The following is a 16554-nucleotide window of genomic DNA, read 5'->3' on the forward strand; positions in this document are numbered from 1 at the left end:
GGTCGGTCGAGTAGCGACGGAGGAGCGTATCGAGGCCACCTGGCCGGCGCGGTCTCGATCCGGCGCTGCGCGCCTCCTCGACCGACCTGCGCTGAGCGACCCCATAGCCGCGCGAACTAGCATGGCCGTGTGGCACGCCCGAAACCCCAACGGATGACCCCAGCCGACCAGCCTGCGAAGCGCCCGCGCACGCACAGCCGATCGGGAAACCCCGCGAAGGCCTCCGGCCGCGTCGAGGCGGCGAAGCCGGTCGGCCCCGCGACCGCCGCCGACTGGATCTCAGGCGCGCGCCTGCGCACCCTTCCGCTCGCGATCGCCCCGGTGGCGCTCGGCACGGGCGCCGGCGTGCTCGCGATCGCCGAAGGCCCGTGGCATCCCGCCCGCGCCCTGCTCGCCCTCGTCGTCGCGCTCGCGCTGCAGATCGGCGTCAACTACGCGAACGACTACTCCGACGGGGTGCGCGGCACCGACGACCACCGGGTCGGCCCAGCACGACTCACCGGGTCGGGTGCGGCGAAGCCGAAGCACGTGCTCGCCGTCGCCCTCGCGTTCTTCGCGATCGCGGCCCTCGCGGGCCTCGCGCTCGTCGTCGTGACCCAGCAGTGGTGGCTGCTCGCGATCGGAGCGGTCGCGATCGTCGCAGCCTGGTTCTACACCGGCGGCAAGCACCCGTACGGCTACTACGGGCTCGGCGAGCTGTTCGTGTTCGTGTTCTTCGGCCTCGTCGCGACCGCCGGTTCGGCGTACGTGCAGGCGCTCACCGTCAACCTCGAGGCGTGGCTCGGCGGCGTCGGCACCGGGCTGCTCGCGTGCGCCGTGCTCATGGCCAACAACCTGCGCGACGTCGCACAGGACAAGCTCGCCGGCAAGCGCACCCTCGCCGTGCTCGTGGGCGAGCGCGCGGGCAGGGTGCTCTTCGTCGTGTTCGCGCTCGTGCCGTTCGCGATCGCCGGCTTCCTCGCGATCTTCTACCCGACGGCGTGGCTCGTGCAGTTCGCGCTGCTCGCCCTGCTGCCGGCGTGCCTCATCGTGCTCACCGCGAAGACGCCGCGCGAACTCATCACGGCGCTGCAGCTCACGAGCCTGACGGCGCTCGTCTACGGCGTCGGACTGGGGCTCGTGCTCGCGTTCTGACGCCGGCGGGCCGGGCTACTCGGGCTTGCGTGCGGCGTCGGCCGAGGCATCCGCGTCGCGCGAAGCGGCGTCGAGCGCCGCGTCCTCTTCGGCGTCGTCCTCGCGCACGAGCGGCTTCTCGCGGTGGCGCGCCTCGTAGAGGTCGCTCGACATCGCGTTGCGCGGCTTGCGCAGGAAGATGAGCGATGCGCTCAGCCCGAACAGGGCGGCGACGATCGCCGACACCCACACGTTCACCCCCGCGATCAGCAGCACGGCGAGCGGCGCGGCGAACAGCACGACGCGAATGGCCGTGTACCAGATCCAGACGGGTACGGATTTCACCCTGACAGTGTAGGCGCGGAGACTGCACGCGACTCCCAGCCTGCCGTGACCCGGCGAGCATAGACTTGGGGCATGGCACGGCTGCTCTTCGGACTCGTCGTCGCCGTGGCGATCTTCATGATCTACGCGGTCGTCGACTGCGCCCTGATCGATCGCTCCCGCATCCGGGGCATCGCCCGTGGATGGTGGATCGTCGTGATCCTCGTCATTCCCGTGATCGGCGGGCTGCTCTGGTTCTTCGTCGGCCGCGCCCGCGCCGAACGCATGCCCAGCGGCCGACTCCGCACGGTCGCCCCCGACGACGACGCCGACTTCCTGCGTCGCCTCGGCGTCGACGCGGCACAGGAAGAGCGGATCCGTCGCCTCGAAGCGGAACTCGCCGACCTCGACGGCGAGCCCGATGCCTCGGCCGACGGCCGCAACGCCGGCCACCAGGCCGAACCCGGCACGCACCCCGAGAACCCCGACAAGCCGGGGGAGCCCGGATCCACGGGCCGCCCGAATGCCTGAGCCCGCCCCGGTGGTCGAGCGGTGAGCGCCGGCGAGCGTTTCGAGACCGCCCCCGCCACCGCCTACTCGGTCGCGCTCTTCGACGCCCTGACCGCGGCAGGGGTCACCGATGTCGTCGTCGCACCCGGGTCGCGGTCGCAGGCACTCGCCCTCGCCGCCGCCGAGTTCGAGCGGCTCGGCCGGCTGCGCCTGCATGTGCGCATCGACGAACGCGGCGCCGGATTCCTCGCGCTCGGCCTCGCCGTCGAGACCGGCCGACCCGCCGTCGTCGTGACGACCTCGGGCACGGCGGTCGCGAACCTGCATCCCGCGGTGCTCGAGGCGCATCACTCGGGGGTTCCGCTGGTGCTGCTGACGAGCGACCGGCCGGCCGAGATGCGCGGCATCCGCTCGAACCAGACCACCATGCAGCCCGGCATGTTCGCCGGTGCGGTGCGGCTCGAACGGGACGCGACCGCGCCCGAGGGGGCGCCCGGCGAACCGGATGCCGCGGCTCGACTCGCTCGCGAGGCCGTCGCCGCGGCGCTCGGTCTCGACCTCGAGGGCGGGCGCATCGCGCACCCCGGTCCTGGACCGGTGCACCTGAACCTGCAGCTGCGCGAGCCGCTGTCGTCCGCCTGGAGCGTTGTTGCCGGATTCGGAGATTCTTCGCGACACGCCGATAACGCGGTCCGCGCCCCCGGCGTGTCGCCAGAATCTCCGAATCCGGCAGCACCCGCCGGCGCCCTCATCGCCCGGGGTCCTCGCACCGTCGTCGTGGCGGGCGCCGGGGCCGGCCCCGAGGCCGAGGCGTTCGCCCGCGCGGGCGACTGGCCGCTCATCGCCGAGGTCACGAGCGGCGCGCACTTCGGGCCGAACCTCGTCGTCGCCTACCGCGAACTGCTGCGCGAGGCGGGCTTCGGCGACCAGGTGCAGCGGGTCGTGGTGTTCGGGCACCCGACGCTGTCGCGCGAGGTGCCGGCGCTCGTGCAGCGCGACGACGTCGAGTCGATCGTCGTGGCGCCGTCGGGCGTCGAGTGGTTCAACCCCGGACGACGGGTGCGCCGATTCGAACGCGCGGTGCACGCCGACTCGGCCGCGCCGTCTCCTGAGGAGCGGGCGTGGGTGCGCCGCTGGGTGCACGCGAGCCGCATCCTCGTCGACGCGGGCCTGCCGACCGCTCCGCCGCCGGTCTCGCCCGGCATCGACGAGACCGGGCACGTGCACGACTTCGAGGCGCACCGCGAGTTCATGCGCGCCCAACTCGACGGCGTGCGCGCGCCGATCACGCGCCGCATGCTGGTCGACGCGATCTGGGCGGCGACGTGGCCGCACGACCGGCTCGTGTTCGGGGCGTCCCGGCTGATCCGCGACGCCGACCGAGCCGTGCCCGGCCGCCGCATCGCGGCTCACGCGAACCGCGGTCTCGCCGGCATCGACGGCACGGTCGCCACCGCGCTCGGCATCGCGATCGCGAGCCAGGCGGATGCCTCGGCGCAGGCGCGCTCGCAGGAGGATGCGTCGGCTCGGCTGGTCGAGGGGCGCCCGACGCAGGAGGACGCGTCTGCTCCGCGGGTCGAGGGGCGCGCGACGCAGGAGGACGCGTCTCGAAACCCGACCTCCGACTCCGAGCCGCTCGCCGCTCCGCCGCTCCTTGCCGAACGCGATCTCTCCGCGGTGCTCGCCGCCGCCGAGCAGGTCGAGCGGTCGATCGCGGCCGCCGCCGAGGCATCCCGTGGCGGTGCCGCCGACTCGAGCACGACGCGAGCGCTCATCGGTGACCTGACCTTGCTGCACGATGTCGGCTCGATGCTGATCGGCGCCGGCGAGGCGAGGCCGCGACTGCTCGTGATCGTCGGAAACGACGGCGGCGGCACGATCTTCGACTCGCTCGAGGTCGCGGGAACAGCGCCCGCCGACGCGTTCGACCGGGTGCAGTACACGCCGCAGAACGTCGATCTCGCGGCGCTCGCGACGGCCTACGGGTGGGACTACGTGCGCGCGACGACGCGCGGCGAGCTCGACGAGGCGCTCGCGAAGCGCGTCGAGGGGCCGACGATCCTCGAGGTGCCGCTGCCGCGATGACGCGGAGCGGCGACGCCCCTCCCGCTGGTTGAGTAGTGCCGACGCGAAGCGGCGTCCCCTCTCGCTGGTTGAGGAGCGCCGACGCGCAGCGGCGACCCCCCTCTCGCTGGTTGAGTAGCGCCGACGCGCAGCGGCGACGCGTATCGAAACCGGGTGAGCCGTTCTCGACACCCGGGCACGAGGTTTCGATACGCGTCCGACTTCGTCGGGCGCTACTCAACCAGCGGGGTGGGGGTTTCGATACGCGTCCGACTTCGTCGGGCGCTACTCAACCCGCGGGTGGTTCGGGCAGGATGGCGGCATGAGCCGCGAATCGTTCTGGACCGCCGATCCTTCCGAACTGCTGCGCGTGGGGGAGGGCTTCCGTCTGGCCGACGCCGAGACCGACACTCATCCGGGTTTCGACGGCGGCAAGTCCGAGGGCAAGAAGGCGCTCGCCGAAGGCGCAGACATCCTCGCCGAACTGCAGGAGAAGCTGTTCGCCGGCAGCCGCATGGGCGGACACCGCCGGCGGATCCTGCTCGTGCTGCAGGCGCTCGACACCGCCGGCAAGGGCGGCATCGTGAAGCACGTCATGGGCGCGGTCGACCCGCAGGGCGTGCACCTCGCGTCGTTCAAGAAGCCCACCGAGGAGGAGCTCGAGCACGACTTCCTCTGGCGCATCAGCAAGGAGACGCCGGGGCCGGGCATGATCGGCGTCTTCGACCGCTCGCACTACGAGGACGTGCTCATCGCGCGCGTGCGCGAGCTCGCGCCGCCCGAGGAGATCGAGCGGCGCTACGACGCGATCAACGAGTTCGAGCGCGGACAGGTGGCGAACGGCGCGACCGTCATCAAGGTCATGCTGCACATCTCGGGCGACGAGCAGAAGGCGCGGCTGCAGGACCGGCTCGACCGGCCCGACAAGTACTGGAAGTTCAACCCCGGCGACATCGACGAACGGCTGCTGGCCCCCGCCTACCAGGAGGCGTTCCAGCTCGTCTTCGACCGCACTTCGACGCCGGATGCCCCGTGGTACGTGATTCCGGCGGATCACAAGTGGTATGCGCGGCTGGCGGTGCAGCACCTGCTCATCGACGCCCTCGAGGCGATGGAGCTCGACTGGCCCGCCGCCGACTTCGACCTCGCCACCGAGCGGGCGCGCCTCGCGGCCAGCTGACGCGCAGCGGGTGGGCCGCTCCGCGACCGGCGGGAAGTAGGCTGGAGCGGTGAGTCAGACGCACGCCCAGGCGCGCCTCGTGGTCCGGACCGTGGCCGTCGACGAGACCGAACCGCTGATTCCGCGCACCGACCCGCGTCACCCGCTCGTCTGGCTGCGCCGCGGCGAGGGCATCGTCGGTCTCGGCGAAGTGCTCCGCATCGAGTCGTCGGGCGCCACCCGCATCGAAGACGCCGCGTCGGCGTGGACCTCGCTCGCCGAGGCCGCCGACATCGAGGACCGGGTCGGCCTGCCCGGCACCGGACTCGTCGCGTTCGGTGCGTTCGCGTTCGCCGACGAGTCGGCCGCGACGAGCGTGCTCATCGTGCCCGAGCTCGTGATCGGCCGCCGCGACGGACGGGCGTGGGTCACCCGCATCGGCTTCGAGACCCCCGCCGAGGTGACCATTCCCGAGCCGTCGCCGAAGCGCCAGGTCCCCCGGGTCGCCTTCGAGGCAGGCGCCATGCCGCCCGAGGCATACGAGACGGCTGTCGCCGAGGCGGTGCGTCGCATCGACGCCGGCGAGCTCGAGAAGGCGGTGCTCGCGCGCCAGCTCGTCGGCACGCTGAGCGACGACGCCGGCCTCCGGGCGACGATCAACCGGCTCGCCGAAGACTACCCCGACACGTGGACCTTCGCCGTCGACGGACTCATCGGCGCGAGCCCCGAGACGCTCGTGCGCGTCGACCACGGCACGGTCTCGGCGCGGGTGCTCGCGGGCACCGCGCCGCGGGGTGCCGGCGAGGCATCCGACCGCGATCACGCCGCCGCCCTCGCGGCCAGCGAGAAGAACCTGGCCGAGCACGCGCTCGCGGTCGCGAGCGCGGTGCAGCGGCTCGAGCCGCACACCACGCGGCTCGACACGAGCCCCGAGCCGTTCACACTGCAGCTGCCGAACCTGTGGCACCTCGCGACCGACCTCAAGGGCACGCTCGGCGACGGGTCGAACTCGCTCGATCTCGTCAAGGCGGTGCATCCGACGGCGGCGGTCGCGGGCACTCCGCGCAAGGTCGCGCTCCGCGCGATCGCCGAGCTCGAGGGTTTCGACCGTCGGCGCTACGCCGGGCCGGTCGGCTGGGTCGACGGCGACGGCGACGGCGAGTGGGCGATCGCGCTGCGCTGTGCGCAGGTCGACCCCGACGGCACCGTCACCGCGTATGCCGGTTGCGGCATCGTGCACGACTCGGTGCCGGCCGAGGAGCTCGCCGAGACCGACATGAAGTTCCGCCCGATCGTCGAGGCGTTCGGCGGCTGACGCCGCCGGTCGACGAGTCGTCCCCCGTTCAGCGTGGCCGCCCGCGCGTGACCGCCGCCGACGCACATCATGCGATCTGTGTGATGCGGTACCCGGAGTGGGTTCGGAACGGTAGGGCCGGGGATCCTCCACGATGGTGACCGGCACCGCCTGCGGGGGACAGGGGGAACGATGTCTGTTCGAACTGTTGACGGGGGCGGCACGACGGAGCGGGCGCGGGGGCGCCTGGTACTCGTGTTCGTCGCGGTACTGGCGATGGTCGCGGGGCTCGTGCTGCCTGGGGTGACGCAGTCGGCCTGGGCCGGCCCGGGGAGCCTGGTCTCGGGTGTCGCGTGGGCGGACACGAACCGCAACGGCGTCCGCGATCCGGGTGAACCGGTGAGGGCGGGCGTGCCGGTTCAGCTGCTGTCGTCGCCGGGCGGCGCCGTCGTCATGTCGGCCACGACGAGCGCGACCGGTGCCTACAGCTTCGCGAATGCGGGGGACGGCGACTACGTCGTGCGGGCCGACGCGCCCGGCGCCTTCATCTTCCCCGCGGTGGCGAGCGGGCAGAACGACTTCGCGAGGACCGGTACCCCGAACACGGGTGAGCCCGAGCGGGGGGCGACAGCGCCGTTCACCATCGCAGGCGCGACCCAGGTGACCGCACTCGATGCCGGCCTGCAGCCGATCGCGAACCTGGTGGCGGCGAAGCTGCCCGAGGCGAACGCCTGCGACGGCTTTGCGATCACGGGCACGCCGCCGTTCGACGCGGACGACGCGCCGGGCAACGACTCGGGGCCGGGCAACTGCATCGTCCGCACGGGTGACACCGTCATGCAGGCGTACTCCGTCTCCCTGACCGGCCTGCCGACGGGCGCCTCGGTTCCCAACGTCGTCGCCGAGTTCACCGTCTCGTCGCCCGACGGCGCGCAGCTCGACCTCGCGGGCCCGGGAACGAACGGGATTCCCGCGGGATGCCTCGCCGCCGTCAACGGCGCGAACCCGCCGTCGTCGCGCACGATCAACCCCGACGGCTCGATCACGGTGATCTGCAACCTCGGCACCATGTCGTCGAACGTCGCGGCGGTGCAGCTCGCGTACAAGTTCACGACCGACACGCCGATCCCCTCGCACGCGAGCATCGCGATGCGCGCCCTCGCCGGCGGCGGAGACGCCGGAACCTCGAACACCGTCTCGGGGCCCGAGGTCGAGGTCACCGGAACCGCGCAGTGGGACCTGCAGAAGGTCATCTACCCCACCAACGGGAACGTCGCGGCCGGCCCCGACTTCACCGAGCTGACCATCGACGGCGTCCTCACGCCGGGGTACTACGTGCGCTACCAGTTCAACATCACCGACATGCTCGGCGGCACCGGCGGCTCCGAGCTGGACTGGCCGGTCACGTTCACCGACGTGATGCCCGAATTCCCCGGCGCCCGCATCACGGAGTGCCGGCCGACGAACCTCGCCGACAACGCCGGCCGATCGCCGTGGACGCTGACGTGCCCGGCGATGAGCGAGGTGCAGGGCGCGGACGGCTGGGAGCTCGCCATCAGCCCGAACAGCGGCGTCGGCGGCGACACCGGCGTCGGCCACATGGTCATGACGGTGTTCGTGCCGCTCGACGAGATGAACCGCGCGATCGACCCGACCTGGCAGCCGGGCGACGAGTCGCCGACCGGCACGTTCGACTTCGACAACCGCGCGCAGGGCACCGACCACTGGTCGATCAACGGCGGCGAGCTGAACTACGGCGACGGCCACGAGCCCGGCTGGGACGGCACCGGCAACAACCTCGCCGTCCTGGCGGGCGAGGCCGAGCCCCCGCAGTGGGATCTGAGCAAGTCCTTCCGCGACGGCCCGACCTACAGCACCGAGACGGTCGGCGGGGAGGAGGTCGACGGGTACATCGTCCGCTACAACATCCAGGTCCGCGACCTCGCCGGACCAGACAACATCGGCCCATGGCTGGATCGCCCCGTCACCTTCAAGGACCAGCTCGTCAGCCATCCGAACGCCGTCCTCCTGGTGTGCAGCCCCCTCGCCACCGGCTCTCCGTTGCGCGAGACCGGAACGCCGACCTGCGAGACCGGCACGCAGCCCGCCGACGGATGGGACATGAGCTTCGTGCCGAACCAGTCGGGCTTCGAGCGTCGTTACGGATTCTTCGTCGCGGCGTTCTTCATCCCCATGGACGAGATCGAAGGCGACATCTGCCAGTCCAACGTGACCCTCGACCTGCGCAACGAGGTGATCGACTCCGAGCACTGGACGGTGCTGGGCGACCCGAACAATCCCGACGGCCTGAACGGCGCCGCACCCGGCTTCGAGCCCGGCTGGGACGGCACGACGGCGACCGGCAACAACCTCGATGTCCGCAGCATCCGGCCCTCGGCCAGCCAGTGCGGCACGCTGACGGGTGACAAGCAGTACATCGCCACCGAGACGGGCGGCGCCTACGGCAGCAACCCGAACGAGTTCCGCCCGTCGTACGCGGGGCACACGCTCAACACGCTCGTCTACCTCGACGGCAGCAGCAACCGCGTCTCGGTCACCGACCTCGAGCTGTGCGACGTCTTCGACGTCTCGACCCAGTACATCCGCGAGGGCGGCGAGGCGTGGATCACCGGCAGCGGATCGGTCGACCTGGCCGACTACGTGATCGAGTACGCCGTCGGCCCGAACGAGGTCGACACGCAGGCGGGGCCGTTCGACACGACGGTCAACCTGTTCCCGAGCGACACGACCTCGCTCCAGGATGCCGCGACCGACTGTCGCGACTTCGCCGGGCCGTGGTCGACCGATCCCACGACGTTCGGGGCGGACTGGCGCGACCACGTGAACATGATGCGCGTGCGTCCGATCGAGGCCGGCCTCACCGAGGTCGGGCCGTTCCGGCTCAACCTGTGGTCCGGGCTCAAGGTGCGCGGCGTGTACAACGGCGGACCGGATGCCGGCGAGCCCATCCCGCACCGGATCCGACTCGCGAACACGGGCGGCTGGCCCGCCGGCGACGCCGACGGCTGGGCGACGACGCTGCGCGAACGGCGCTACGAGGGCCCCGAGCTGCTCGTCGACAAGCTGGTCTCGCCCACGCAGTACCTCCCGGGCGACACCGCGGTGTGGGACCTCAACGTGCTGGCCAACCGAACGTTCGCCGGCATGACCATGCTCAACGTGCGCGTCGTCGACACGATCCCCGCCGACCTGCACTTCAACCCCACCTGCACGCAGGAGCTGCTGCCCGACGGCGTGACGATGAGCTACGACCAGGCGACCCGGCAGGTCACCTTCGTCGGCGGCGATGTCGACATCGTCACCACGGGCACGAACCAGTGGCTCTTCCACCCGACCGCTGCGGGGGCTCGGCACCTGCAGATCTGCACCGATGTCGACACCCTCGCCCAGCCCGGCGACACCTACGTGAACACGATGCAGGCGAGCGCCGACAACTCGGTCACCGCACCGACCGACACCGCCACCATCCAGGTCGTCGGGTCGGGCCAGATGGGCATCTCCAAGAGCGTCGACAAGCCGTTCGTCGCGAGCGGCGAGGAGTACTCGTGGACGCTCGACTGGGGCAACACCTCGACCGTGCTGTCGTTCCAGGCGCCCGACGTGATCGACGTGCTGCCGTGGAACGGCGACGGTGCCGACGACGCGCTCTCGCGTCGCGACCAGTTCTCGACGGACTACACGGGTCTGGCGCAGCTGACCGGTGAGCTCGACCCGCCGACGTACATCCGCGGCGGCGTCGGCGGACCGGTGCCGGGCACCTGGTACTACACGACCGCGAACCCGTCGACCGTGAACCACGATGCGCGTCACGCGTCGAACGCGGATCCCGCCGCCGACGGCGGGCTGTGGCTCACCGCGGACGAGGTGACCGACTTCGGCGACGTGACGGCCGTGCGTTTCGTCTCGAGCGATCCGCTGCCGGTGCAGTCGCGGGTGCGCGCCGTCATCCCTGCGGTGTCGACGAGCAACGGCCTCGACAACGTCTACGTGAACCGGGCGATGATCTTCTCGGCGACCTTCGAGGAGCAGCCGCTGCTGTCGAACGAGCCGTACGTGCTGATGCCCGGGTTCACGCTCGGCGACCTGGTGTGGGTCGACGGCAACGGCAACGGCCGGTTCGACGACGGCGAGCAGGGTGTGCCCGGCGTGACCGTGCAGGTGCGCGACGCCGACGGCGACCTCGTCGCGACCGAGGTCACCGACGCCGACGGCCGCTGGTCGGTGGCCGGCATTCCGGCGGGCGAGTACACCGTGCACGTCCCGGCGGCCATGTTCGCGCCGGGCGGACCCCTGGCGGGCAACGTGGTGCGCACGGTCGGGTCGAGCGGGGCCGACGCGCCGAACGAGAACGCCGACAACAACAACACCGCCGCCCCCGACCCCGCCGCGACGGGTCTGACGAGCACCCCGGTGACGCTGTCGTACGAGTACAACGCCGACGACGAGCTGGTCGGCGGCAACGGGCCCACCGGCGACAACGTCGCGGGCCTCGGCAGCGACCTGATCCCCGACGACTTCACGACCTTCACGGTCGACCTGGCCGTCATGCCGGCGCCCGCGGTCGACATCGAGAAGTCGACCAACGGGCAGGATGCCGACACCCCCACCGGCCCGTACGTCACCGTCGGCGGCGGCGTCCGCTGGACCTACGTCGTCACCAATACCGGTGGCGTCGACCTGACGAACATCACCGTCACCGACGACCTCGTCGACGCGGCCGACATCGACTGCGACGCGACCGGTTCGAACGTGATCGCGGGGCCGCTGGAGCCCGAGGCATCCTTCACCTGCGTCGCCACCGGTACCGCGACGGCCGGCCAGTGCGAGAACACGGGCACGGTGGTCGGCACCGACCCGACCTCGGTCGAGGTCACCGATGACGACCCGTCGCACTACTTCGGCGCGACGCCCGCGGTCGACATCGAGAAGGCGACGAACGGTGAGGACGCCGACGAGCCGACCGGCCCGCTGGTCGCCGTCGGCGGCACCGTCGCGTGGACCTACGTGGTGACGAACACCGGCGACGTCCCGTTGACGAACATCACGGTGACCGATGACCTGGTGGATGCCTCGGCCATCGACTGCGCCGGCACCGGCAGCAACGTCGTGGCCGGCCCCCTCGAACCCGACGACACCGTGACGTGCATCGCGGCCGGCGTCGCCGTCGAGGGGCAGTACGCCAACCTCGGCAGCGTGGTCGCGACCGGTCCGGAAACGACCGATGTCGATGGCAACTCGGTGCCGGGCGTCGAGGTCGACGACGACGATCCGTCGCACTACTTCGGGGTCGACTCGGCGATCGACATCGAGAAGGCGACGAACGGTCAGGACGCCGACGAGGCGCCGGGCCCGCTCGTGCCGGTCGGCGGCGATGTCGAGTGGACCTACGTGGTGACGAACACCGGCAACGTGCCGCTCACCGACGTGACCGTGACCGACGACCTCGTCGACGCGGCCGACATCGACTGCGATGACACCGGCGGCAACGTGATCGCGGGTCCGCTCGAGCCCGAGGCATCCTTCACCTGCGTGGCGACCGGCACGGCCACGGCCGGCCAGTACGAGAACACCGGCACCGTGACGGGTACCGACACCATGGACACGGAGGTGACCGACGACGATCCGTCGCACTACTTCGGTGCCGAGCCGGCTGTCGACATCGAGAAGGCCACCAACGGTGAGGATGCCGATGCGCCGACCGGCCCATACGTGCCGACCGGTGGTGATGTCGAGTGGACGTACGTGGTGACGAACACGGGCAACGTGCCGTTGACGAACGTGACGGTGACCGACGACCAGGTCGACGCCGGCTCGATCGACTGCGATGCCACGGGCTCGAACGTGATCGCGGGGCCGCTGGAGCCCGAGGCATCCTTCACCTGTATCGCGACGGGTACGGCCACGGTGGGGCAGTACGCGAACCTCGGCACCGTGACCGGTGTCGACCCGCTGCAGGCCGAGGTGACCGACGAGGACGCGTCGCACTACTTCGGCGCTGAGCCCGCGATCGACATCGAGAAGGCCACCAACGGTGAGGACGCCGACGAAGCGCCCGGCGTTCCGCTCACAGCGGGCGACGGCGTCGAATGGACGTACGTCGTCACCAACACGGGTAACACGCCGCTGATCGACATCGCGGTGACCGACGACCTCGTCGACGCGTCGGAGATCTCGTGCGACGGCACCGGCTCGAACGTGTTCGCCGGGCCGCTCCAACCGGGGGAGTCGTTCACCTGCGCGGCCACGGGCATCGCCATCGAGGGCCCGTACGTCAACATCGGCGCGGTCATGGGCCAGGTGCCGGGCACCGACCTCGTCGTCACCGACGACGACCCGGCGAACTACACCGGCACGGCGGTGCCGGTCACGCCGTCGCCGTCGCCCTCGCCTTCGCCGTCGTCGCCGCCGTCGTCGCCCTCGGACGACATCGCGGCCACTGGTGTCGCCCCGATGGCGGGCGCCGTCGGGGGAGCGCTCGCGATCATCGCGGGCCTGATCGTGATCGCCGTCGTCCGACGCCGCAGGGCGTAGGCGAACACGAGACCGAGCCGCGCCCAGTGCCCCGGGCGCGGCTCGGTCGTGTTCGGCAGGGGGGGCTCGTGCCTCGGTCGTGCCTCGGCCGTGCCTCGGTGTCGAGGAGCCTCTGCTCGCACCGGCCCCCTCCACGCCCCGCCGGTAGACTCGAGGGATGACGCGCGCAGACCTCGGCAAGGACCCTCGCGAGGTGTCGGCGATGTTCGATCGCGTCGCCGCCGCGTACGACCGCACCAACAACGTGCTCTCGGTCGGCAACGCCCCGCTCTGGCGGGTCGCCACGACACGCGCGGTCGACCCGAGGCCCGGCGAGCGCATCCTCGACGTCGCCGCCGGCACGGGCACCTCGAGCGCGAGTCTCGCGAAGTCGGGCGCCTCGGTCGTCGCCGCCGACTTCTCGCCCGGCATGATCGAGGTCGGCCGCAGCCGTCAGGCGCACGTGCCGAACCTGGTGTTCGTCGAGGCCGACGCGACGAAGCTGCCGTTCGACGACGCCTCGTTCGACGCCGTCACGATCTCGTTCGGCCTGCGCAACGTCAACGAGCCCAAGCGCGCGCTCGACGAGTTCTTCCGCGTGACGAAGCCCGGCGGCCGCCTCGTGATCTGCGAGTTCTCGCACCCGCCGGTCGCGTTCGTGCGACTCGGCTACGACGTCTACCAGCGCTACGTGATGCCCCCGCTCGTGAAGCTCTCGAGCTCGAACGACACCGCCTACGAGTACCTCAACGAGTCGATCAGGGCGTGGCCCGACCAGCCTGCCCTCGCGAGCTGGATCCGCGAGGCCGGCTACACCAAGGTCGCGTGGCGCAACCTCACGATGGGGGTCGTCGCACTGCACCGGGCGACGAAGCCGCTCGCCTGAGCGGCGAAGCCCGAGGCATCCGTTCGCCGTCGGTGACACGGGCCCGCATATCGGCACCGGTAGGCTGGTAGGCGTGAATCCGAGCCACCCGGTCGCACGTCGCGGCTCAGCGCTCGCCGCCAATCTCGGGCTGAGCGAGCGGGTCTTCGCGTCCGCCGCAGACAAGGCCATGGCGCGAGCGATCGACGAGGGCATCGAACGCGTCGAGGCGGGTCTCGTGCGCGAGGTCCTGTTCGCCGACTCCATCGCCGACGTCTCGACGCGGTACCTGCTCGAGGCGGGCGGCAAGCGGGTCCGCCCCATGCTGACCCTGCTGACCGCGCAGCTCGGCGCCGGCGTGACCGACGACGTCGTGACCGCCGCCGAGGCGATCGAGATCACGCACCTCGGCTCGCTGTACCACGACGACGTCATGGACGACTCCGACCGGCGTCGCGGCGTACCCAGTGCCCACTCGGTGTGGGGCAACTCGGTTGCGATCCTCACGGGCGACCTGCTCTTCGCACGTGCCAGCCAGCTCATGGCGAGCCTCGGCGAGCGGGCGATCAAGATGCAGGCCGACACGTTCGAACGGCTCGTGCTGGGCCAGCTGCACGAGACCGTCGGCCCGACGCCCGCCGATGACCCGATCGAGCACTACATCCGGGTGCTCGCCGACAAGACGGGCTCGCTCATCGCGGCGGCCGCGCAGTCGGGCATCGTCTTCTCGGGCGCCGACCCGGCATTCGAAGCGCCCATCATCGAGTTCGGCGAGAAGGTCGGCGTCGCCTTCCAGCTCATCGACGACGTCATCGACCTGTCGCCCCAGCCCGAAGAGACGGGCAAGGTGCCCGGCACCGACCTGCGCGCCGGGGTCGTCACCCTGCCGCTGCTGCGGCTGGCGGAGATGGCGAAGACGGATGCCTCGGCCGCCGAACTCCACGCCCGCATCGAGCGCGACGTGCTGCCGGCGAAGCCCGCCGAACTCGGCGACGCGCTCGACACGAACACCATGGCCTCGCGCATCGTGCCGTCGCGCGCGACGGTCGACGCGATCGTCGCCGAGCTGCGCGAGCACGAGGCGACGAAGGCGACGCTCGCCGAGGCGCACCGCTGGGCGCACGAGGCGGTCGCGGCGCTGGCCCCGCTGCCCGACGGCAGCGTGAAGAAGGCACTGACGAGGTTCGCCGAGACGGTCGTCGACCGGCAGAGTTAGACCGATGCCGTCGCGGCCGATCGGCTGGAGCGGCATCGACAGACCTACGAGGAGAGACGTGACGAGGAACAAGCTGCGACTGGCGATCGTCGGTGCCGGCCCCGCCGGCATCTACGCCGCCGACATCCTGCTGAAGGCCGAGCGCAACTTCGACGTCTCGATCGACCTGTTCGACCACCTGCCGGCCCCGTACGGTCTCGTGCGCTATGGCGTCGCGCCCGACCACCCGCGCATCAAGGGCATCATCACGGCGCTTCGCGAGGTGCTCGACCGTGGCGACATCCGCATCTTCGGCAACGTGCGCTTCGGCGAGGACATCACCCTCGACGACCTCAAGCACCACTACAACGCGGTCATCTTCGCGACCGGTGCGGTGCGCGACGCGTCCCTGAACCTTCCGGGCATCGACCTCGAGGGCTCGTACGGTGCGGCCGACTTCGTGAGCTGGTTCGACGGGCACCCCGACGTGCCGCGCACGTGGCCGCTCGAGGCGCGCGAGGTGGCCGTGATCGGCAACGGCAACGTGGCGCTCGACGTGTCGCGCATGCTGGCGAAGCACGTCGAAGACCTCATGGTGACCGAGATCCCCGCGAACGTCGCCGCTGGCCTCGCCGCCTCGCCCCTGACCGACGTGCACGTGTTCGGCCGTCGCGGCCCGACGTCGGTGAAGTTCACGCCGCTCGAGCTGCGCGAGCTCGGCGAGCTGCGCGACGTCGACATGATCGTCTACGACGAGGACTTCGACTACGACGACGCCGCGCGTGCCGCCGTGTCGGGCAACAAGCAGGTCTTCGTCATCGACAAGGTGCTGAACCAGTGGCGTCAGCGAGAGGTCGGCCAGGCGTCGCGCCGGCTGCACCTGCACTTCTTCGCGAAGCCGCTCGAGATCGTCGACGACGGCACGGGCAAGGTCGGCGCGATCCGTTGGGAGCGCACGAAGTCGGATGGCGCGGGCGGGGTCGTCGGCACGGGCGAGATCCGCGAGCTGCCGATCCAGGCGGTGTACCGCGCCGTCGGCTACTTCGGGTCGCCGCTGCCGGGGGTGCCGTTCGACAAGAAGTTCGGCGTCATCCCGAACCACGAGGGCCAGGTGCTCATTCGCGACAAGGAGACGGGCGAGGCGCGCCAGATGTACGGCGTGTACGCGACCGGCTGGATCAAGCGCGGCCCCGTCGGCCTCATCGGCCACACCAAGTCGGACGCGATGGAGACCATCAAGCACGTCATCAACGACCTCGGAAATTGGTGGCACCCCGAGTCGCCGTCGGAGGAGTCGGTGATCGAGATGCTCGACTCGCGCGGCATCCGCTGGACCGATCTCGACGGCTGGCACCGCCTCGACGAGCACGAGCTGGCGCTCGGCGCGGCCGAGGAGCGCGTGCGGGTCAAGGTCGTGCCCCGTGACGAGATGGTCGACGTGTCGCGCGACGAGGTGGCGTAGCCGCACCGTCGGTCGAGGAGCGGCGCGCGCACGTTAT

Annotated in this window: 10 protein-coding genes; 9 read left to right on the forward strand and 1 reads right to left on the reverse strand. The window is 71.1% G+C overall.

Annotated features, from left to right (window positions below):
- Nucleotides 1-153: 153 nt before the first annotated feature.
- A complete protein-coding gene (locus tag PX701_RS09485; RefSeq protein WP_231428822.1) occupies nucleotides 154-1134 on the forward strand; it encodes a 1,4-dihydroxy-2-naphthoate polyprenyltransferase in 981 nt (326 codons plus the stop codon).
- A gap of 15 nt (nucleotides 1135-1149) precedes the next feature.
- Here the strand turns inward: PX701_RS09485 and PX701_RS09490 are convergent, their stop codons facing one another.
- Nucleotides 1150-1458, reverse strand: a complete 309-nt coding sequence (locus PX701_RS09490) for a DUF4229 domain-containing protein (RefSeq protein WP_231428821.1) — start codon at nucleotides 1456-1458, stop codon at nucleotides 1150-1152.
- Nucleotides 1459-1530: 72 nt separating this feature from the next.
- On the opposite strand from PX701_RS09490, the gene PX701_RS09495 reads away from it, so the two are divergent.
- The 8 genes from PX701_RS09495 (at nucleotide 1531) to PX701_RS09530 (ending at nucleotide 16517) form a co-directional block, all read left to right on the forward strand.
- Nucleotides 1531-1968: a PLDc N-terminal domain-containing protein gene (locus PX701_RS09495; RefSeq protein ID WP_231428820.1), complete on the forward strand. Its 438-nt coding sequence runs from the start codon at nucleotides 1531-1533 to the stop codon at nucleotides 1966-1968.
- A 21-nt stretch (nucleotides 1969-1989) separates the two neighbouring features.
- Nucleotides 1990-4032 (forward strand): 2-succinyl-5-enolpyruvyl-6-hydroxy-3-cyclohexene-1-carboxylic-acid synthase, encoded by a 2043-nt coding sequence (gene menD / locus PX701_RS09500; RefSeq protein WP_275506138.1) that lies wholly within the window; start codon nucleotides 1990-1992, stop codon nucleotides 4030-4032.
- 301 nt (nucleotides 4033-4333) lie between these two features.
- Nucleotides 4334-5191 (forward strand): PPK2 family polyphosphate kinase, encoded by an 858-nt coding sequence (locus PX701_RS09505; protein ID WP_275506139.1) that lies wholly within the window; start codon nucleotides 4334-4336, stop codon nucleotides 5189-5191.
- Nucleotides 5192-5240: 49 nt separating this feature from the next.
- Entirely contained in the window at nucleotides 5241-6485 is a 1245-nt protein-coding gene (locus tag PX701_RS09510) for an isochorismate synthase (protein ID WP_275506140.1), read from the forward strand.
- Nucleotides 6486-6656: 171 nt separating this feature from the next.
- Nucleotides 6657-13016, forward strand: a complete 6360-nt coding sequence (locus tag PX701_RS09515) for a DUF7507 domain-containing protein (RefSeq protein WP_275506141.1) — start codon at nucleotides 6657-6659, stop codon at nucleotides 13014-13016.
- A gap of 157 nt (nucleotides 13017-13173) precedes the next feature.
- Complete coding sequence (locus tag PX701_RS09520) at nucleotides 13174-13881, forward strand: class I SAM-dependent methyltransferase (RefSeq protein ID WP_231428816.1); 708 nt, start codon at nucleotides 13174-13176, stop codon at nucleotides 13879-13881.
- 73 nt (nucleotides 13882-13954) lie between these two features.
- The gene (locus PX701_RS09525; RefSeq protein ID WP_275506142.1) at nucleotides 13955-15076 is read left to right on the forward strand and encodes a polyprenyl synthetase family protein; all 1122 of its coding nucleotides are present in this window, start codon (nucleotides 13955-13957) and stop codon (nucleotides 15074-15076) included.
- Nucleotides 15077-15080: 4 nt separating this feature from the next.
- Nucleotides 15081-16517 (forward strand): FAD-dependent oxidoreductase, encoded by a 1437-nt coding sequence (locus PX701_RS09530; protein ID WP_376930804.1) that lies wholly within the window; start codon nucleotides 15081-15083, stop codon nucleotides 16515-16517.
- The last annotated feature ends 37 nt before the right edge of the window (nucleotides 16518-16554 follow it).

It is taken from the genome of Agromyces chromiiresistens (assembly GCF_029167465.1).
GTDB lineage: Bacteria > Actinomycetota > Actinomycetes > Actinomycetales > Microbacteriaceae > Agromyces > Agromyces chromiiresistens.